General features: G+C 71.6%; 19 protein-coding genes. 16 read left to right on the top strand and 3 right to left on the bottom strand.

Annotated elements, in window-relative coordinates; genetic code table 11:
* Positions 1-6: 6 nt before the first annotated feature.
* The 5 genes from KBX63_RS24305 (at position 7) to KBX63_RS24325 (ending at position 4,784) form a co-directional block, all read left to right on the top strand.
* Complete coding sequence (locus KBX63_RS24305; protein ID WP_210914902.1) at positions 7-1,440, top strand: LutB/LldF family L-lactate oxidation iron-sulfur protein; 1,434 nt, start codon at positions 7-9, stop codon at positions 1,438-1,440.
* Positions 1,437-2,051 carry an LUD domain-containing protein gene (locus KBX63_RS24310; RefSeq protein WP_247662994.1) on the top strand — a complete coding sequence of 205 codons (615 nt, stop codon included), beginning with the start codon at positions 1,437-1,439 and terminating at the stop codon, positions 2,049-2,051. The genes KBX63_RS24305 and KBX63_RS24310 overlap by 4 nt, the downstream gene beginning before the upstream one ends.
* 195 nt (positions 2,052-2,246) lie before the next feature.
* The gene (locus KBX63_RS24315) at positions 2,247-3,065 is read left to right on the top strand and encodes a basic amino acid ABC transporter substrate-binding protein (protein WP_210914778.1); all 819 of its coding nucleotides are present in this window, start codon (positions 2,247-2,249) and stop codon (positions 3,063-3,065) included.
* Positions 3,066-3,144: 79 nt separating this feature from the next.
* Positions 3,145-3,939: an amino acid ABC transporter permease gene (locus tag KBX63_RS24320; RefSeq protein WP_074311141.1), complete on the top strand. Its 795-nt coding sequence runs from the start codon at positions 3,145-3,147 to the stop codon at positions 3,937-3,939.
* 5 nt (positions 3,940-3,944) lie between these two features.
* On the top strand, positions 3,945-4,784 hold the full coding sequence (locus tag KBX63_RS24325; RefSeq protein WP_210914781.1) for an amino acid ABC transporter ATP-binding protein: 840 nt from the start codon (positions 3,945-3,947) through the stop codon (positions 4,782-4,784).
* A 56-nt stretch (positions 4,785-4,840) separates the two neighbouring features.
* Here KBX63_RS24325 and KBX63_RS24330 read toward each other — a convergent pair whose 3' ends face one another.
* Positions 4,841-6,007, bottom strand: coding sequence for a serine hydrolase (locus tag KBX63_RS24330; RefSeq protein ID WP_210914905.1), 1,167 nt, complete (start codon positions 6,005-6,007; stop codon positions 4,841-4,843).
* 281 nt (positions 6,008-6,288) lie between these two features.
* On the opposite strand from KBX63_RS24330, the gene KBX63_RS24335 reads away from it, so the two are divergent.
* The gene (locus tag KBX63_RS24335) at positions 6,289-6,747 is read left to right on the top strand and encodes a YdeI/OmpD-associated family protein (RefSeq protein WP_210914782.1); all 459 of its coding nucleotides are present in this window, start codon (positions 6,289-6,291) and stop codon (positions 6,745-6,747) included.
* A gap of 15 nt (positions 6,748-6,762) precedes the next feature.
* On the opposite strand, the gene KBX63_RS24340 is transcribed toward KBX63_RS24335, so the two are convergent.
* Complete coding sequence (locus KBX63_RS24340; protein WP_210914783.1) at positions 6,763-7,644, bottom strand: anti-sigma-D factor RsdA; 882 nt, start codon at positions 7,642-7,644, stop codon at positions 6,763-6,765.
* Positions 7,641-8,213, bottom strand: a complete 573-nt coding sequence (gene shbA / locus KBX63_RS24345) for an RNA polymerase sigma factor ShbA (protein WP_210914789.1) — start codon at positions 8,211-8,213, stop codon at positions 7,641-7,643. Before shbA ends, KBX63_RS24340 begins: the two co-directional genes overlap by 4 nt.
* A gap of 166 nt (positions 8,214-8,379) precedes the next feature.
* Here shbA and KBX63_RS24350 point away from each other — a divergent pair, with 166 nt between their 5' ends.
* From KBX63_RS24350 to KBX63_RS24395, 10 genes are read left to right on the top strand one after another with little or no spacing between them, the layout of a single operon-like run.
* On the top strand, positions 8,380-9,387 hold the full coding sequence (locus tag KBX63_RS24350) for an ABC transporter ATP-binding protein (protein WP_210914793.1): 1,008 nt from the start codon (positions 8,380-8,382) through the stop codon (positions 9,385-9,387).
* On the top strand, positions 9,384-10,154 hold the full coding sequence (locus KBX63_RS24355) for an ABC transporter permease (protein WP_210914795.1): 771 nt from the start codon (positions 9,384-9,386) through the stop codon (positions 10,152-10,154). Before KBX63_RS24350 ends, KBX63_RS24355 begins: the two co-directional genes overlap by 4 nt.
* A 10-nt stretch (positions 10,155-10,164) precedes the next feature.
* Positions 10,165-10,959 carry an ABC transporter permease gene (locus KBX63_RS24360; RefSeq protein ID WP_210914906.1) on the top strand — a complete coding sequence of 265 codons (795 nt, stop codon included), beginning with the start codon at positions 10,165-10,167 and terminating at the stop codon, positions 10,957-10,959.
* A gap of 2 nt (positions 10,960-10,961) precedes the next feature.
* Positions 10,962-12,245, top strand: coding sequence for an MCE family protein (locus tag KBX63_RS24365; RefSeq protein WP_210914801.1), 1,284 nt, complete (start codon positions 10,962-10,964; stop codon positions 12,243-12,245).
* The gene (locus tag KBX63_RS24370; RefSeq protein ID WP_210914802.1) at positions 12,242-13,273 is read left to right on the top strand and encodes an MCE family protein; all 1,032 of its coding nucleotides are present in this window, start codon (positions 12,242-12,244) and stop codon (positions 13,271-13,273) included. Before KBX63_RS24365 ends, KBX63_RS24370 begins: the two co-directional genes overlap by 4 nt.
* Entirely contained in the window at positions 13,270-14,250 is a 981-nt protein-coding gene (locus KBX63_RS24375; protein ID WP_307871816.1) for an MCE family protein, read from the top strand. Before KBX63_RS24370 ends, KBX63_RS24375 begins: the two co-directional genes overlap by 4 nt.
* Entirely contained in the window at positions 14,250-15,500 is a 1,251-nt protein-coding gene (locus tag KBX63_RS24380) for an MCE family protein (protein WP_210914808.1), read from the top strand. The genes KBX63_RS24375 and KBX63_RS24380 overlap by 1 nt, the downstream gene beginning before the upstream one ends.
* Positions 15,497-16,906, top strand: a complete 1,410-nt coding sequence (locus KBX63_RS24385) for an MCE family protein (RefSeq protein WP_307871817.1) — start codon at positions 15,497-15,499, stop codon at positions 16,904-16,906. The genes KBX63_RS24380 and KBX63_RS24385 overlap by 4 nt, the downstream gene beginning before the upstream one ends.
* Positions 16,903-18,159: an MCE family protein gene (locus KBX63_RS24390; RefSeq protein WP_210914812.1), complete on the top strand. Its 1,257-nt coding sequence runs from the start codon at positions 16,903-16,905 to the stop codon at positions 18,157-18,159. Before KBX63_RS24385 ends, KBX63_RS24390 begins: the two co-directional genes overlap by 4 nt.
* Positions 18,156-18,938 carry a hypothetical protein gene (locus tag KBX63_RS24395; protein ID WP_210914816.1) on the top strand — a complete coding sequence of 261 codons (783 nt, stop codon included), beginning with the start codon at positions 18,156-18,158 and terminating at the stop codon, positions 18,936-18,938. The genes KBX63_RS24390 and KBX63_RS24395 overlap by 4 nt, the downstream gene beginning before the upstream one ends.

Here is an 18,938-nt window from a genome sequence, read left to right on the forward strand (position 1 = left end):
CTCGGTATGCCGGCCACCGCGCCGCGCGGTGTCGGGCACCTGCGCGGCGACGAGCCCTTCCCGGTCGCGGCGCGGCGCAGCCTCGCCGACGCCCAACTGCGCCGCAACCTCGGCCACGCCACCGCCACGATCCGCGCGAAGTCGGCGGCGGTGATCGGCGAGGTCCCCGACTGGCAGGAGCTGCGCGAGGCTGGCCGGGCCATCAAGACCGACGTGATGGCCCGCCTGCCCGAGCTGCTGGAACAGCTGGAGGCGGCGGTCACCGCCGCCGGCGGCACCGTGCACTGGGCCGCCGACGCCGTCGAGGCCAACCGGATCGTCACCGACCTGGTCCGGGCCACCGGCAGTGACCGGGTCATGAAGGTCAAGTCGATGGCCACCCAGGAGATCGGCCTCAACGAGGCACTGGAGGCCGCCGGCATCGAACCGGTGGAGACCGACCTCGCCGAGCTGATCGTCCAGCTCGGGCGGGACAAGCCCAGCCACATTCTGGTACCGGCGATCCACCGCAACCGGGCGGAGATCCGCGAGATCTTCCTGCGCGAGATGCCCGGCGTCGACCCGGCGCTGACCGACGAGCCGGCGATCCTGGCGGCGGCGGCCCGGCGTCACCTGCGCCGCACGTTCCTCAGCACCCGGGTCGCCGTCTCCGGTGCGAACTTCGCGGTGGCCGAGACCGGCACCCTCGCGGTGGTCGAGTCCGAGGGCAACGGCCGGATGTGCCTCACCCTCCCGGACACCCTGATCACGGTGATGGGCATCGAGAAGGTCATCCCCACCTGGACGGACCTCGAGGTGTTCCTGCAACTGCTGCCCCGGGCCTCCACCGGGGAGCGGATGAACCCGTACACCTCCATGTGGACCGGTGTCACGCCCGGCGACGGGCCGCAGGACTTCCACCTCGTGCTGCTGGACAACGGCCGCAGCGCGGTCCTCGCCGACGAGGTCGGCCGTCAGGCGCTGCACTGCATCCGCTGCTCCGCCTGTCTGAACGTGTGCCCGGTCTACGAGCGCACCGGCGGGCACGCGTACGGCTCGGTCTACCCCGGGCCGATCGGCGCCGTGCTCTCACCGCAGCTGACCGGCGTGGAGGACAACGCCTCCCTGCCGTACGCCTCCTCGCTCTGCGGCGCGTGCTTCGACGCCTGCCCCGTGATGATCGACATCCCGTCGATCCTGGTGCACCTTCGTGCCCAGCACACGGCCGCCCACCGCAGCGAGCATCGCCTGCCGAGCGCCGAGGCGGTCACCATGGCCGCCGCCGCGTACACCATGGACCATCCGCCGTTGTACGAGGCCGCGCAGCGCGCCTCGCGGGTCACCCGCTTCGCCGGCCGGCGAGGTGCCGGTCTTCCCCCGCCGCTGTCCGGCTGGACCATCGGCCGCGACCTACCGCAGCCGCCGCCGCAGACGTTCCGCGAATGGTGGGCGCAACGATGACCTCCCGCGAGTTGATCCTCGGCCGCCTCCGTGCCGCTCTCGGCCCTTCCCCGACCACCCCTGGCGACGTGGCGCGGGACTACCGGCCGGCCGGCGGTGCCGTGGACCTGGACGTCCTGGTGCACCGGCTCACCGACTACCGGGCCACCGTGCACCGCTGTTCCGACGGCGAGGTGGCGCGGGTCGTCGACGCGATCCTCGGTGGCCGACGTGTCGTGGTCCCGCCGGGGCTGCCCCGACAGTGGCTGCCCGACACCGTCGAGGTGCTGACCGACGACGATCTCCCGAGAGACCAGGTCGACGCGGCCGACGGGGTGGTCACCGCCGCGGCGGTGGCCGTCGCCGAGACCGGGACCGTCATCCTCGACGCGGGCCCGGCCCAGGGCAGACGGCTCATCACGCTCCTGCCCGACGTCCATGTCTGCGTGCTGCGTACCGATCAGGTCGTCGCCGGGGTGCCGGACGCCCTCACGCGCCTCGACCCGGACCGGCCGCTCACCTGGATCAGCGGCCCGTCCGCCACCAGCGACATCGAACTCAGCCGGGTCGAGGGCGTCCACGGCCCCCGGCACCTGCACGTGGTGATCGTCCCGGCAGAACAGCGACGGTAGGCGGCGAATTGGACCCCGCCGTCCGGTTGCGTGCCGACTGTCGGGTGTACCGACCGTGACGGCTGCAGCACTGCTCACAACGACTCGACGTGATCTAGGTACGGCTTGTCGGATCAGGTAGCGTCGCCTGTCACAGTCTTCGCATTAACCCTGGCTGCCCGCCCGCACGGGGAGCCGAACCGGAGGGATACAGCCGTGAGGTTTCACAGCGCAGCCCGCAAGGCCGGCCTCGTCGCGGCGATCGCCGCCCTGTCGCTGAGCGCGGGATGCGCCAAGAAGGACGAGGGAGAGACCCAGGCGAACGGGGTCAAGCTGGTCCAGGCGGGCAAGCTGACCGTCTGCACCCACCTGCCGTACCCGCCGTTCCAGTCGAAGGATGCCAGCGGCAAGGTGGTCGGGTTCGACGTCGACCTGATGGACCTGGTCGCCAAGGACCTGGGCGTCGAGCAGACGATCGTCGACACCCCGTTCGAGGGCATCAAGTCCGGCCAGGACCTGAACACGGGCAAGTGCGACGCCGCCGCCGCCGGCATGACGATCACCGAGGAACGGCAGAAGGTCATGAACTTCTCCGACCCCTACTTCGACGCCACCCAGGCGATGCTGGTCAAGACCGGCAAGCCCTACAAGTCGCTCGACGACCTCAAGGGCAAGAAGCTCGGCGTCCAGGCGGCGACCACCGGCCGTGACTACGCCCGGAGGTTCGAGCAGGAGAAGGGCCTCCAACTCGTCGAGTTCGAGGACCTCGCCGCCCTGCAGCAGGCCGTCTCCAACGGTCAGGTCGAGGCCGCCATCAACGACCTCCCGGTCTGGACCGAGTACCTCAAGGAGAACCCGGGCGGCTTCGTGGTCGCGGCCGAGTTCGACACCGGCGAGCAGTACGGCTTCTCGGTGAAGAAGGACAGCAACCCGGAACTGCTCAAGAAGATCAACGAGGCGCTGACCAAGGCCAAGCAGGACGGCTCGTACGACACGATCTACGAGAAGTGGATCGGCAAGCGTCCGAGCGCGTGATCGACGTTCAGAGTCGGAGGGCGCGCGTCTCGCGCGCCCTCCGCGTAGGTAACCTCCGGGAACGCAAGGAGCGACGAACGTGAAGCTGCGACGCCGCCAACGGGAGCGGCTGTCCCTCTGGCTCCAGTACCTGGCCTTCATCGCCGTCATCGCCGTGGCGATCTACGCCGCGGACTGGGGCCGGCTGCGAGCGGCGTTCTTCCGCGTCGACATCATCGAGTCGATGTTCCCGACGATCATCACCGTCGCGCTGCGCAACACGATCCTCTACACGCTGGGCGCCTTCGCCTTCGGCCTCGTGTTCGGCACGATCCTCGCGCTGATGCGGCTGTCCCGGGTGGCTCCGTACCGCTGGGTGGCGACGGCGTACATCGAGCTGTTCCGCGGCCTGCCCGCCCTGCTGGTGCTCTTCCTCGTCGGGTACGGCATTCCGATCGCCTTCCCGGAGCGGGAGATTCCGGGTGGCGTGTTCGGTTCGATCGCCATCGGTCTGGGGTTGACCGCTGCGGCGTACATGGCCGAGACCATCCGGGCCGGCATCCAGGCCGTGCCGAAGGGACAGATGGAGGCGGCGCGCACCCTCGGCATGTCGCACTTCACCGCGATGCGCACCATCGTCATCCCGCAGGCGTTCCGGATCGTGATCCCGCCGTTGACGAACGAACTCATCCTGCTCACCAAGGACTCGTCGCTCGCCTACGTGCTCGGCGTGACGGCGCAGACCATCGAGGTCACCAAGTTCGGCCGCGACATGCTGAACGACCGGGTGAACGCCACCCCGCTGCTGGTGGCCGGCCTCGCCTACCTGGCCATCACCCTGCCCCTGTCCCAGGTGGTACGACGCCTCGAACTCCGCTACGCCAAGGCTCGGTGACCCGCATGACGACTACCCAACCTCGGCCCGCCGTCGAGATCCGCGATCTGCACAAGTCGTTCGGGCCGCTCGAAGTGCTCAAGGGCATCGACTTCGAGGTCGGCCACGGCGAGGTGGTCTGCATCATCGGGCCGTCCGGGTCCGGCAAGTCGACGCTGCTGCGGTGCGTCAACCTGCTGGAGGAGCCGACCGCCGGCAAGATCTGGGTGAACGGTGTCGAGGTGACCGACCCGGACGTCGAGATCGACTCCGTACGCCGCGGCATCGGCATGGTCTTCCAGTCGTTCAACCTCTTCCCGCACCTGACCGTGCTGGACAACCTCACCATCGCCCAACGTCGGGTGCTCCGCCGCGGCCGTGGCGAGGCCGAGCGGATCGCGCGGGACAACCTCGAGCGGGTCGGCCTGACCGACAAGGCCCGAGCGTTCCCGGCGCAGCTCTCCGGCGGGCAGCAGCAGCGCGCTGCCATCGCCCGATCGCTGTCGATGGAGCCCAAGCTGATGCTCTTCGACGAGCCGACCTCCGCCCTCGACCCGGAACTGGTCGGCGACGTGCTCACCGTCATGCGCAAGCTGGCCGAGGACGGCATGACGATGCTGGTGGTCACCCACGAGATGGCGTTCGCCCGGGACGTCGCCGACCGGGTCGTGTTCATGGATGGCGGCGTGGTGGTCGAGCAGGGGCCGCCGCGTGAGGTGCTCGGCGCTCCGCAGCACGAACGCACCCGCTCGTTCCTCTCCCGCGTCCTCGACCCGACCCATGTCGCGCAGCTGGGTCAGCCCGACCAGGCCCCGGAGCCTCCGGAGCCCCCGCACCTGCCGGCCGACGACCGCCACAACCTGTGACAGTCGTTCGTCGCGTCGCCGCGCACGCCAGTTGACGCGGCGGGGGCATCGGCTCCCTACTGTCGGCCGGCTTCCTGCCGTGCAACTCTGCGCCGCCACGGGGTCGCCAGCACCAGGACGGCCAGCACGACGGCAGCGCCGAGGCCCAGCCCGGTGGTCACCGAGATCGAGGATTCCGCGGCGGGGACAGGGCGCTCGCCCTTGACGGGGACGTCGGGGCTGTCGTGCTTCTTCTCTTCGGGTGTCACCAGCCGGCCGACGGAGGCGTCGCGAGGCAGGGCGAAGCCCCAGTTGAGCAGCGCCGCGGCCTCTCCCAGGCTCCCCAGCGGCGCAGTCTCCGCTCCGAGCAGGGTCACCGCGAGCCGTCGACCGTCGCGTTCGGCCACACCGACGTACGTCTGCCGAGCCAGGTCGGTGAAGCCCGTCTTCCCCCCGAGCGTCCCCGGATAGCGGCCCAACAGCGTGTTGTCGTGAATGATGACGAATGCCGGGTTTCTCGGCTGCGCCGGTATCTGTGCCGCCCGCGTAGCCACGTACCGCCGGAAGTCCTCCCGGGCGAACGTGGCCCGCGCGATCAGCGCGAGGTCGTACGCGCTGGTGTACTGGCCGGGGCCGTCCAGGCCCGACGGCGTCGCGGCATGGGTCTGGTTCGCGCGCAACCGGCGTGCCTCGTCGTTCATCGCCTCGACTCCACCCGGTCTGCCCGCACCGCCGCCACCGACCCGGGCGAGCACGTTGGCCGCGTCGTTCCCCGAGGTGAGCAGCAACCCCAGCCACAGGCTCTCGATGGAGTACCGGCCACCGACGGTCACTCCCATCAGCGAACTGGCGGGGTCGAGATCGCGCAGATCCGCCCCGGTCACCTCGACCATCTGGGTCGGATCCAGGCGGGGCATCAGGGACGCTGCCAGCAGCAACTTCTGGACGCTGGCCGGCGTTCGGCGCTCGTGGGGGCCGCACCCGCCCAGGACCTCGCCACTGTTGAGGTCCGCCACGAGCCATGAGGTGGCGGTCAGTGCCGGCGCCATCGGCGCACCCACGGGAATGGCCAGTCCTGCCGTCGCCAGCGACTGTCCCCCGACCGCCCGGTCAGCGGGGTCGACCGGTGGAGGGGACGGTGTGGTGGGCGGCGGAGTCGGCGGCTTCACCGCCGGGCACGGCACGTACGGCGCGGCTGAGGCCCGCATCGGTGGCGGAATCGCCACGGCGGGCAGAATCAGCATGGCGCTGAGCGTCACGGCGGCAAACCGAAAGTCGGTCACGTCAACGAACGTAATCGTCAGCACGGCTGGCACCGGTCGGATTGGCGAAAGCGAGTCCGGTCCTCGCATTCTGGCCGGCCGTCTGCGCCGTTACCCTCCGGAATGACTCGTCCAGGTGTCTTCTCGCAAGACGGTGATGGTTGCTCACAAAAGCACCGTCGCCGCTTGGAATGGGAGAGTGTGCCGGAAACCGGTGCGGCAACTGGCGAACATCGTCCCTGCCTGGGTCTCGTGTCCTCGACATGAGATTTCGTACGACGCTGTTCCTCGGCGGCAAGACGGCCACCGGTATGACGGTGCCGGCGGAGATCGTGCAGGCCCTCGGCTCCGGCAAGAAACCGCGGGTCACGGTCACCATCAACGGCTACACCTACCGGAGCACGGTGGCCGTCTACGGCGGGCAGTGCATGCTCCCCGTCGCCGCCGACGTGCGTGCCGGCGCGGGCATCGCGGCGGGGGAGGAGATCGACGTCGACCTGGAGTTGGACACCGCGCCGCGGGTGGTCGACGTTCCGCCGGATCTGGCCGCTGCACTCGACGCGGAGCCGGGAGCCAGGCGGCAGTTCGAGGCGCTGTCGTACTCCAGGCAACGCCAGCACGTGCTGGCCGTCGAAGGCGCGAAGACCCCGGAGACCCGGCAGCGGCGGGTGGCCAAGGCGGTCGCGGCGCTGCTCGACCTGGCAGCGGGGCCCGGCGGCTAGCGGGGCGGTTGCCGGTCAACCGAGCAGGTCGCCGGTCGGCAGTGGCAGGTCGGGTAGCGACGGCAACACCGACGGGAGCGGCACCTCCGGGAGCGGCACCGGCGGTAGCGGAAGTCGGGGCAGCGTCGGGTTGGCGGTGGACGTCGGCGCCGGCGCGGGACGCTGTGGCGGCGGCGTCGTCCTGCCCGGTGCCGGGGCGCCGGACGTTTCGGGGGCGGCGGCGGTCGACACCGCGGGCGACGGCGTCGGGGCCACCGGGGACGTTGCGCAGCGGGGCCAGCCGGGGCACTGGTGTGCGGCCAGGTCCCGTTGGACGGCATCGATGTCGGCGCGCAGGCGGGTGGCGTCGGTCGGATCGGTGACGCGGCCGAGGTCCCGCTGAGACTGGTCGATCAGCTCCCGGGCCTCGTCGTACCGTCCCGCCGCGAGGGCCTCGCGGGCACGGGCGGTGGTGTGTTCGACGGCGAGTACCTCCGCACGCTCGGGATGGAGCACCCTGGTCAGCGACCACAACGGACTGGTCGGCCCGGCGTCGTGGCTGGCGACCCCGAGCCCCGTCGCCAGCATGAGCACGGCGAGCACGGCGGCGGCCAACCCCGGGGCTCGCCGCCCGGACGGTCGCCACCGGGGCGGGCCGGATGCGGGGGCGGTGGGGGTGCCGGTCCGGAGCGTCCGGACCCGACTGTCGGGAGGTGGCGGGTCGACGTGGACCGGGCCGCCGACCACGGTGTCCGGCTGGTCGGCGGCGACGTCGGCACGCCAGGCGGCCAGCATCGTCGTGAGATCGTCGGCGTCGGCCTCCTGCTCGCCGCGGCCGAGCGCGTCGAGGAGCAGGTCGTCGCGGTGGATCGCGGCGAGGTCCACCTCCTCGCCGCCGTCCGGCCGGGGCTCGCTCATGCCGCCACCTCGTCAAGTCCGTCGCCGGCAAGCGTACGGAGCCGGGACAGGGCACGGGACTGGGCCACCCGTACGGCCGGCGCCGACATTCCGAGGATCGAGCCGACCTCCTCGGCGGTGAGACCGACCGCCACCCGCAGAGTGATGATCTCCCGCTGGACGTCCGGGAGGCGGTGCAGCAGCACCGAGAGTCGGCGGGCCAGATCGGTGGCGACGGCCTGCTGCTCCGGCCCGGGTGCGGTGTCCACCTGCTCCAGGTCGGCGTCGGTGACGGCGGCGCCGCGGACCGCCGCGCGCTGGGCGTCGGCCACCTTGTTCGCGGCGATGGCGAAGACGAACGCGGAGAACGGTCGGCCCTCGTCGCGATAGCGGGGAAGGGCCTTCAACACCGCCAGGCAGACCTCCTGGGCGACGTCGTCGGCGGTGGTGTACGCGCCACCGACGCGGCCCAGCCGGGCCCGACAGTAGCGGACCAGGCCTGGCCGCAGGTTGGTGAGCAGGGCAGCGACCGCCGCCTGATCGCCGTGGGCGGCCAGGTGGACGAGCTCTGGCTCGATCGCTGTGGTCATGAGGGACGCGAGGCACCTTCGTTACCGGCGGGTTAACCGCACGCTATCGAGGCGTACGCCACTTTGCCTAGTTCACCTTGCGTGCTGTCCACGTAGCGCAAAGAAGTTGTTACGCCCGGCCGTACCGCCGCGATGTCTCAGGTAGCGACCCGAGAAGGGAGGGTGGATGGGCGTCGAGGTGGCGGTGCAGGGGCTGACGAAGTCCTTCGGTGGCCAGCCGGTCTGGTCGGACGTCAGCCTGACTCTGCCGGCCGGCGAGATATCCGTGCTGCTCGGCCCGTCCGGCACCGGCAAGTCGGTGTTCCTCAAGACCCTGGTCGGGCTGCTCCGCCCCGACGCCGGGTCGATCTGGATCGAGGGCAGGGACCTGCCCCGGCTCTCCGAGCGGGCGCTGTACGAGGTGCGCAAGCTGTTCGGGGTGCTGTTCCAGGACGGCGCCCTGTTCGGTTCGATGACGATCTACGACAACGTGGCCTTCCCGCTGCGGGAGCACACCCGCAAGTCCGAGTCCCAGATCCGCGAGGTGGTCACCGAGAAGCTCGACATGGTCGGCCTGGTCGGTGCCGAACGGAAGCTGCCCGGGGAGATCTCCGGTGGGATGCGCAAGCGAGCCGGCCTGGCCCGCGCGCTCGTGCTCGACCCTCGTATCGTCCTCTTCGACGAGCCCGACTCCGGGCTGGACCCGGTGCGTACCGCGTACCTGAACCAACTGATCATCGACCTCAACCAGCGGACCGGGGCGACCTTTCTGATCGTCACGCACGACATCAACACCGCACGCACGGTGCCGGACAACATCGGTCTGATCTACCACGGGCATCTGGCCATGTTCGGGGCGCGGGAGATGTTGCTGTCCAGCACCGAGCCGGTGGTGCGGCAGTTCCTCAACGCCCAGCGCTACGGACCGATCGGCATGGCCGAGGAGAAGGACGCCGAGGAGTTGCGAGCCGAGGCGGACGCCGGTGTGGAGCTGCCACCGCTGCCGCCCATCCCGCTGCAACTGCCGCCGTCGGACGGGCTGCCCCGCGCCGCCGAGCGTCCACCCGGGCAGTGGTGCCGGGAGCGCGGCGTCACGCCGCCACCCGGCTCCTTCGCCGGGCCACGCGACACCGGGGCGCCCACCGTCACGCTGCAGGGACCGCCGGCCGGGGACGGGCCGGAGGTGACCGGATGAGCGGACCGGTCACCGCCGTACGCCACACCGGCGAGTTCTTCGCGTTCTGCCTGGACACCCTGCGCGGCCTCGGCCGCCGACCGGTGCAGGTCCGCGAGTTCATCCAGCAGGCCTGGTTCATCAGCTCGGTGTCGATCCTGCCCGCCGCGCTCGTCTCCATCCCCTTCGGCGCGGTCATCGCGTTGCAGCTCGGCTCGCTGGTCCGCCAGCTCGGCGCGCAGTCGTTCACCGGCGCGGCGTCGGTGCTCGCGGTGGTCCGTGAGGCCGGGCCGATCGTCACCGCCCTGATCATCGCCGGCGCGGGTGGCTCGGCGATCTGCGCCGATCTGGGCTCGCGGAAGATCCGCGAGGAGCTCGACGCGATGCAGGTGCTGGGCATCGACCCCATCCACCGCCTGGTGGTGCCCCGCGTGCTCGCCTCGATGCTGGTCGCCGTGCTGCTCAACGGCCTGGTCAGCGTGGTCGGGGTGACCGGTGGCTACCTGTTCAACGTGGTCCTGCAGGGTGGCACGCCCGGCGCGTACCTGGCCAGCTTCCAGGCCCTGGGGCAACTGCCCGACCTCATGGTCGGCGAGGTCAAGGCGCTGCTGTTCGGTGCTGCCGCCGCGCTGGTCGCCTCGTACAAGGGGATGACCGCCAAGGGCGGCCCCAAGGGGGTCGGCGACGCGGTCAACCAGAGCGTGGTGATCACCTTCATGCTGCTCTTCGCGCTGAACTTCATCGTCACGGCCGTGTACTTCCAGGTCGTCCCGCAGAAGGGAAGCTGACGTGCTGGCGCTGCGGCACCTCGACAACCTGGGCGGACAGCTCGCCTTCTACCTGCGGGCGTTCGCCTGGGCGCCGCGCACCGTGCGCCGCTACAAGCGCGAGGTGATCCGGCTGCTGGCGGAGGTGAGCTTCGGCTCCGGCGCGCTCGCCGTGCTCGGCGGCACCGTCGGTGTCATCTGCTTCCTGACCTTCTTCACCGGCACCGAGGTCGGACTCCAGGGCTACCAGGCGCTCAACCAGCTCGGCAGCAGCGCCTTCACCGGTTTCGTCTCGGCGTACTTCAACACCCGGGAGATCTCCCCGCTGGTCGCGGCGCTGGCCCTGTCGGCCACCGTGGGCTGCGGGTTCACCGCCCAGCTCGGGGCGATGCGGATCTCCGAGGAGGTGGACGCCCTCGAGGTGATGGGGGTGCCCTCACTGCCGTTCCTGGTCACCACCCGCATGATCGCCGGATTCATCGCGGTCATCCCGCTCTACGTGGTGGGGCTGCTCTCCAGCTACCTGGCCACCCGCACCATCGCCATCCACTACTTCGGACAGTCGGCCGGCACGTACGACTACTACTTCCACCTGTTCCTGCCGCCGGAGGACGTGCTCTGGTCCTTCGGCAAGGTGCTGGTGTTCAGCGTGATCGTGGTGCTGGTGCACTGCTACTACGGCTACACCGCCAGCGGCGGGCCCGCCGGCGTCGGCGTCGCGGTCGGACGGGCCGTGCGGCTCGCCATCGTCGCGGTCAACATCGTCGACTTCTTCCTGTCGCTGGCCATCTGGGGCGCGACCACCACCGTCCGGATCGCGGGGTGACCATGAGACATCGCATCCTCGGCATCGTCTTCATCGCCGTGCTGACCACGGCGTTGACCGCCTCCGTGCTGCAGTACCGCAAGGCGTTCACGCCGGTCACCTGGGTCACCCTGCAGGCCGGCCGCTCGGGCCTGCAGCTCAGCCCGGGTGCCGACGTCAAGGTCCGCGGGGTCGTCGTCGGCGAGGTGCGCTCGGTCGGCAGCGAGGGCGCCGGCGCGACGATCCGGCTGGCCCTGGACCCGGCCACCACGCCGCGGATCCCCGCCGACGTCAGCGCCCGGCTGCTGCCCAAGACGCTCTTCGGCGAGCGGTACGTCGAACTCGTGCCACCGGCCGGCGGCAGCGGCGTACCGATCCGTGACGGCGCGGTCGTCACCCAGGACCGCAGCCGCACCGCGGTCGAGCTGGAACGCGTCCTCGACGAGGCGCTGCCGCTGCTCCAGGCGGTGCGACCCGACCAGCTCGCCGCGACGCTGGGCGCGATCGCCACGGCGCTCGACGGACGCGGCGAGCAGCTCGGCGCGAACGTCGAGCGGCTCGGCGCGTACCTGCGGCAGCTCAACCCGGCGATGCCGACCATCGCCGAGGACGTCCGGAAGCTCGCCGTCGTGCTGGACAGCTACGACGCCGCCCTGCCCGACCTGCTGGCCCTGCTCCGGGACGTCACCGTCACCGCCCGCACCGTCACCGACCAGCGTGCACAGTTGGCGTCGTTCCTCGCCGACACCACCGACACCGCCGACGCCACCCGCGGCTTCCTCGACCGGCACGGCGACCAGATCATCGAGCTCGGCAAGGTGAGCCGCCCGGTACTGGAACTGCTCGCCACGTACGCCCCCGAGTATCCGTGCCTGATGAGCGGCCTCGTCGCTCTGCAACCGCACGTCGAGGAGGCCTTCGCCGGCGGCCGGATGCACGTCACCCTGGAGGTCACCCGCGACGGCGGCAAGTACGAGAAGGGCCGCGACGAGCCCGCCTACGGCGCGCACGACGGGCCGCAGTGCAGAGGCCTGCCCCAACCGGGGCGGCCCGCGCCCGGCGTGTCGGTCGTCGACGGCTACGACCACGGCGACGCCCGCCCGCGTACCCCCTTGCCGGTCGGCCTGGCGGCGGCCGTGCCGGCAAGCGGCTCCCCGGCGATGGGCCGGGCCGCCACCGTCGAGGAGCGCGCCCTGGTCAAGCCGCTGGTCGGTGCCGTCACCGGCATCCTGCCCGCGGAGGTTCCCGACATCGCGGTCCTGCTGTGGGGGCCGTTGCTGAGGGGAGGGGTGGTGAACGCGCGATGAGCACGAAAACGAGGGCACCCCTGCTGAAGCTGGTGGTCTTCGCCGCGGTGACCCTGCTGCTGACGGCGCTGCTCGCGCAGACCCTCGGCGCCTTTCCACCGGGTGGCGTCACCTACCAGGCCCGGTTCACCGACGTCACCGGCCTGCTCCCCGGCGACGACGTCCGCGTCGCTGGCGTTCAGGTCGGCCGGGTCAGCGGCATCAGGGTCGTCGACGACACCGTCGCCGAGGTGAGCTTCACGGTCACCTCCGACGTTCCGGTGGCCACCAGCGTCCGCGCCAAGATCCGCTACCGCAACCTGGTGGGCCAGCGGTACGTGGCGCTGAGCGAAGGGCCGGGGGAGGGGCGTCCACTGCGGCCCGACGGCCTGATCCCGCTCGACCAGACGACGCCGGCGCTGGACCTCACGGTGTTGTTCAACGGGTTCCGGCCACTGTTCACGGCGCTCAACCCGGAGGACGTCAACAAGCTCGCCTACGAGATCATCCAGGTCCTCCAGGGCGAGGGCGGCACGGTCAGCAGCCTGCTGCGACGCACCGCGTCGCTGACCAACACCCTCGCCGACCGGGACGCCGTCATCGGGCGGGTCATCACCAACCTCAACGGCGTCCTGGGCACGCTGGCCGAACGGGACCAGAACCTGGACCAGAGCATCAGCCAGCTCCAGCAGTTCGTCTCCGGGTTGTCCGCCGACCGCACGGCCATCGGCGAGTCGCTGGTCAGCATCGGTGAGCTCACCGATGCCACGTCGTCGCTGCTGCGCGACGTACGACCACCGCTCGCCGCGGACGTGCGTGCCCTGGACGAGCTCTCCGGCACCCTCAACCGCAACGCGGCCGTCATCGACAGCACCCTCGGGCGGCTGCCGGAGCGGTACGAGTCGCTGACCCGCGTCGCGTCCCACGGCTCGTGGTTCAACTTCTACCTCTGCGACTTCGACGGCAACGTGGCGGTGTCGGGCCGGGCACCACTCGACCTGCCCACGTTCAGCGCCCCGGCCGCCCGATGCGCCGGAGGCAGCCAGTGACACCGTTTCGGGAACGCAACCCGGTGGTCGTCGGCACGCTCGGGCTGGTGCTGATCGTCGCCGCCCTGCTGGGCGCCTTCCAGCTCGACCGGCTGGCCGATCTCACCGGACGCGGCTACCAGGCGGCCTTTCACGACGCCAGTGGACTCGTCACCGGCAACGAGGTGCGGGTCGCCGGGGTGCGGGTCGGCAAGGTGACCGCCGTGGAACTCGCCCGCGACGGCGCGCCCCACGTGCGGGTCCGGTTCCGGGTCGACGACGACAGCGTCCGGCTCGGCACCGACACCGGCGCCACGATCAGGATCAAGACCGTGCTCGGCCAGAAGTACCTGGCCCTCTCGCCGGCCGGACCGGGTCGGCTGCGCGAGGGCGGGCAGATCCCCCTCGCCCGCACCGCGGCGCCGTTCGACGTGGTGCAGGCGGTCACCGGGCTCGCCGACACCCTCGACAGAGTCGACACCGACCAGCTCGCCGCCGCCTTCACCACACTGTCCGAGACCTTCGCCGACACCCCCGAGAGCGTCAACGCCTCCCTGGTCGGCCTCTCCCGGCTCTCCCGGACCGTCGCCGGACGCGACGCCGAACTGCGCGCGCTGCTCGACCGCGCCCGCCAGGTGACCGCCGTGCTCGCCACCCGGGACGAGGAGTTCCGCGCACTGGTCACCGACGGCGAGGCGCTGTTGACCGAGGTGAGCCGGCGTCGGGACGCCATCCACAAGCTGCTCGTCGGCACCGACGAACTCGCCACGCAGCTCTCCGGTCTGGTCAGCGACAACCGCGCCCAGCTCGCTCCCGCGCTGCACAAGCTGCGGGAGGTCGTCGCCGTCCTGCAACGCAACCGGGACGACCTGGAGAAGACCATCCAGCGGATGGGACCGTTCGTCACCGCGTTCGCCAACGTGGTGGGCAACGGCCGCTGGTTCGACTCGTACGTCTCCGGTCTGCTCCAGCCGTACCAGCCCACGGGAGGCCGCTGATGCCCGGTCCCATGCAGCGGTGGCGACGGCCGGTCGCCGTCACCACCACCCTCCTGGTAGCCGTCGCCGCCGGCGTGGTCGTTCTCCGCGACGGCACACCTCCGCGGCGGGTGGTGGCCCACTTCGACCGCGCCGTCGGCGTGTACCCCGGATCGGACGTCCGGGTGCTGGGTGTCCGCGTCGGCGAGGTGGTCGCCGTGACCCCGCAGGGCCGCACCGTCCAGGTGACCATGTCCTACGACCCGGGGATCGCCGTTCCCGCCGACGCGCAGGCGCTCATCGTGCCGCCCAGCGTGGTCAGCGACCGCTACGTCCAGCTCACTCCCGCCTACGCCGGCGGAGCCGCGCTCGCCGACCGGGCCGAGATACCGCTGGAGCGGACCGCCGCGCCCATGGAGATCGACGACATCTACCAGGCGCTCGACGACTTCAACCGCACCCTCGGCCCGGAGGGCGCCAACCGCGACGGCGCGCTGTCCGACCTGGTCGCCACCGGTCGCGCCAACCTCGAGGGCAACGGCCAGGACCTGCACGACACCCTCGACGGCCTGTCCCGGGCACTGGCCACCCTCTCCGACGGGCGGCAGGACCTCTTCGGGTCGGTCGCCAACCTGCAGCGCTTCACCACCGCACTGGCGCGCAGCGACCGGGAGGTGCGCGCCTTCAACCAGCAGTTGGCCGACGTCGCCGAACAACTGGCCGGGGAACGCGACGAACTGGCCGCCGCCCTGCGCAACCTCTCCACCGCGCTGGCCGACGTGACCACGTTCGTGCGGCAGAACCGGGACGCGTTGACCTCCAACGTCGCCGCGCTGGCGGACATCACCGGCATCCTGGTCCGCCAGCAACAGGCCGTCATCGACATTCTCGACGTCGCCCCGCTCGCCCTGAGCAACCTCAACCTGGCCTACAACCCGCGATCCGGCACCCTGGACACCCGCGACAACGTGATGGGTCCCTACGACCCCGCCGGTTTCGCCTGCTCGTTGCTGGTGGACCAGGTGCCCGCGGCGCAGGTGCCCGCCAAGTGCCGGGCACTCGCGCAGACCCTGCACTCGCGCGGGCTGCCCATGACCGATGAGCTGCGCAAGCTCCTCAAGCTGCCGCCCGGCGCCCCGGCGACCGGCGGGTCCTCACCGGGAGACTCTCCCCTCCGTTCCCCCGGTGCGCCGATCCCCGACCAGGCGCCGGGCGGCTCCGGCATCACCAGCGACCCCACCCTCGGCGGCATCCTGCGCGGTGTGTCGTGAGCGCCCGCATCCTGCGTGCCCTGGCGTGCGCGATCGTGGTGGTGATGCTGCCGGCCGGGTGCGGCCTGCCCGACCTCGCCGACCTGCCGCTGCCCGGTGGCGCCCCGAAGGGCGACGGGTACGCCGTCACCGCGGAATTCAGCGACGTGCTCGACCTGGTGCCACAGGCCGCCGTGAAGGTCGACGACGTGACGGTCGGCAGCGTGGAGAAGATCTCCCTGGCCGGCTGGACCGCCCGGGTCACCCTGCGCATCGGCGCAGACGTACGCCTTCCGTCCAACGCGACGGCCGCCGTCCGGCAGAGCAGCCTGCTGGGCGAGAAGTACGTGACGGTGGCGCCGCCGCCCACCGGTGTCGCAGCCGGTCGACTCGCCGACGGCGACCTCATCCCGCTGTCGCGCACCGCTCGCGGTGCTGAGGTGGAAGAGGTGCTGGCCGCCCTCGGACTGCTGCTCAACGGCGGTGGCCTGGCGCAGCTGAGGACCATCAACCAGGAGCTCGGCGCCGCGCTCGACGGGCGGGAGCCCGCCGTCCGGGACGCGCTGGACCAGCTCGACACGTTCATCGGCGGGCTGGACAAGCAGAAGGCCGACCTGGTCCGCGCCCTCGACGCCCTGGACCGGCTCAGCGGCCGGCTCCACCGCCAGAAGCAGATGCTCGGCGAGGCCGTGGACTCCCTCGCCCCGGGCCTGACGGTGCTGGCCGGGCAGCGCGCCCAACTGACCCGGGCGCTGACCGCACTGGACCGACTGGGCGACGTCGGCACCCGGGTCGTCAACCGCAGCCGCGACGACACGCTGGCCGACGTCCGGGCGCTGCAACCCATCCTGGAACAGCTGACCCGTGCGGGGGACGACCTGCCGAAGTCGCTGGACTTCATGCTGTCCTACCCGTTCCCACCCAACGTCACCGGCGCGATCGTCGGCGACTTCGTCAACCTCTCCATCACGGCCGATCTCGACTCGGCGTCGATCCTGGCGAACCTGGTCGCCGCCGCCCCCGCCCGTCCGGCCACGCCGTCGAAGGGAGCCACCCGCGGCGGGGCGCCGGCGACCAGCGGCGCCACACCTGCCGTGCCGCGACCGCCCGGCGGGTCCCGCCCGCTGCCCGACCTGCCGATCCTGAAGTGCCTGCCCGACCCGCGCAACTTCCCCGCGACCTGGACGCCGCCGAAGGACTGTCTGCTGCCGAAGGGCTGCGTCCTGCTCAAGCCCGGCTCGACGGTGCCCATCGGCGGACTGATCCTGCCGAAGGGTCTCGTACCACCGGGCACGGTCTTTCCGGTCGGGACCGAACTGCCCACCGGCACGGTCATGTCGGCACAGTGCGTCCTGCCGCTGACCGGCGCGGTGATCGGACAGATCGGCAGCCTGCCGGACGTCCTGTCAGGAGGATTGAAGCCATGATCGGGCGTACCGCGAAGGTGCAGGTTCTGGCGTTCCTGCTGGTGAGCGTCCTCGGTGTCAGCTACGTCGGCGTCCGCTACGTCGGGCTGGGCGACCGGCTGCTCGGCGGAAGCTACGTCGTCCACCTGGACCTCGCCCGGGCCGGCGGCATCTTTCCCAACGCCCCGGTCACCTACCGCGGGGTGCCCGTCGGCCGGGTCGCCGCAGTCGCGCTGCGCGGTGACGGGGTCCGGGCCGACCTGCGGTTGCAGCGCGATGTGCGGGTACCGGACGACCTGCGGGCCGTGGTGGCGCAGCGCTCCGCCGTCGGGGAGCAGTACGTGGACCTGCGTCCGGACCGCGACGGCGGGCCCTACCTCACCGACGGCGCGGTGATCCCGGCCGAGCGGACCGGTGTCCCGCTCGCCCCGGAGGTGCTGCTGAGCAATCTCGACGCCCTGGTCCGCTCCGTCGGCCCGGAGGATCTCACCGTCCTCATCAGCGAACTCGGCGCCGCGTTCGAGGGCAACGAGCTGGCCCTGGCCCGACTCCTGGACCACGGGGACGCGCTGCTGACCGATGCGACCACCCGCCTGCCGGAGACGCTCGCGCTGATCAACGATGGGCGAACCGTGCTCACCACCCAGGCCGAGTCGGCCAAGGCGCTGCGCCGGTGGGCGGCAGGACTGGCCCAACTGGCGGCCACCGTCCGCGACGCCGACCCGGACCTGCGGCGGCTGCTCGCCGCCGGGCCGCCGGCCGGTCGGGAACTGGTCGCGTTGCTGCGGGGGCTGGAACCGACGGTCGGTGCCCTGCTCGGCAACCTGGTGACCGTCAACGGCATCGCCGCCCGGCGGCTGCCCGGCATCGAGCACCTGCTGGTGGTGTACCCGATTGCCGTCGCCGGCGGTTTCACCGTCACTCCGGGCGACGGCACCGCCCACCTCGGTCTGGTCCTCAACGTCGACGACCCGCCGTCCTGCGTGTACGGCGGCGGCGGAACCACCTGCGATGCGGGGGAGCGGGCGGCCGGCGCCAGCGTGCGCGGTGCCGCCAACGCCCCGCGACCGGGTGGCCGCGAACCGGCCCCCGACCCGGGGCGGTCCGCCGAAGCCCCGACCGCCGGGAGCGAGACCGGCGGGTACGACCCGGCGACCGGTCTGGTGCTCGGCTCGGACGGCCGGCCGCTGCAGTTCGGCGGGACCGGGGGCCAGTCCCGGATCGCCGGGGACCAGTCGTGGAAGCAGTTGCTGCTGGCCGGAGTGACGCCATGAGCACCGCGAAGAAGGAGGGCGAGATGCGGGCCCGGAGGGACCACACGCTGAAAGTCATCAAGGGGGCGAAGCCCGGGGTGCCCGGCCGGGCGTCGCAGCGCCGGATCGTCCCCCGCCAGTTTCCCCGACCGGTGGAGCCGATCGAGGACCTGCTGGAGCGGCTCGACCAGGAGCCGGTCGAGGACCCGGCGGATGCCGCGGACCCGGCCAGCGGAGACGATCCCGCGAGTGCGGACGGCACGCCGGAGGAGGTCTCCGGTGGCCGACGCACGGGCGAGCGGGCCACGTCGACGACCCAGCGGCGGTCGCTGATCCTCCTGCTCGTGGCCGTGCTCGCCGCGACGCTGGTGGCCGGCGGCGTGACCGGCCACCGCTGGTACGTCGACCGGGCGACGGACCAGGCCCGCCAGCAGGCCCTCGCGGCCGCCAAACAGGCGAGCGTCAACTTCGTCTCGGTCAGCGCGGCCAGCGTCGACCGGGACATCCAGCGGATCACCGCCGGAGCCACCGGCGACTTCAAGGACGAGTTCACCCGGGGGCAGTCGCAGGTCCGCGCCGCGGTGGTGGAGAACAAGGTCGACTCGCGTGGGTCGGTGCTGCGGGCCGGGCTGGTCTCCGGGGATCGCCGCCGAGCGGTCGTACTGGTCGCCGTCGACGCCACCGTCAAGAACGTCAAGGCGCCCGAGGGGCGGCCGTCGCACTACCGGATCCAGCTGGACATCGTCCGCGACAAGGCATCCGGGCGGTGGCTCGTGTCGCGGCTGCAGTTCGTCGGGTGA

The sequence above is a fragment of the Micromonospora sp. U21 genome (assembly GCF_018070045.1).
GTDB lineage: Bacteria > Actinomycetota > Actinomycetes > Mycobacteriales > Micromonosporaceae > Micromonospora.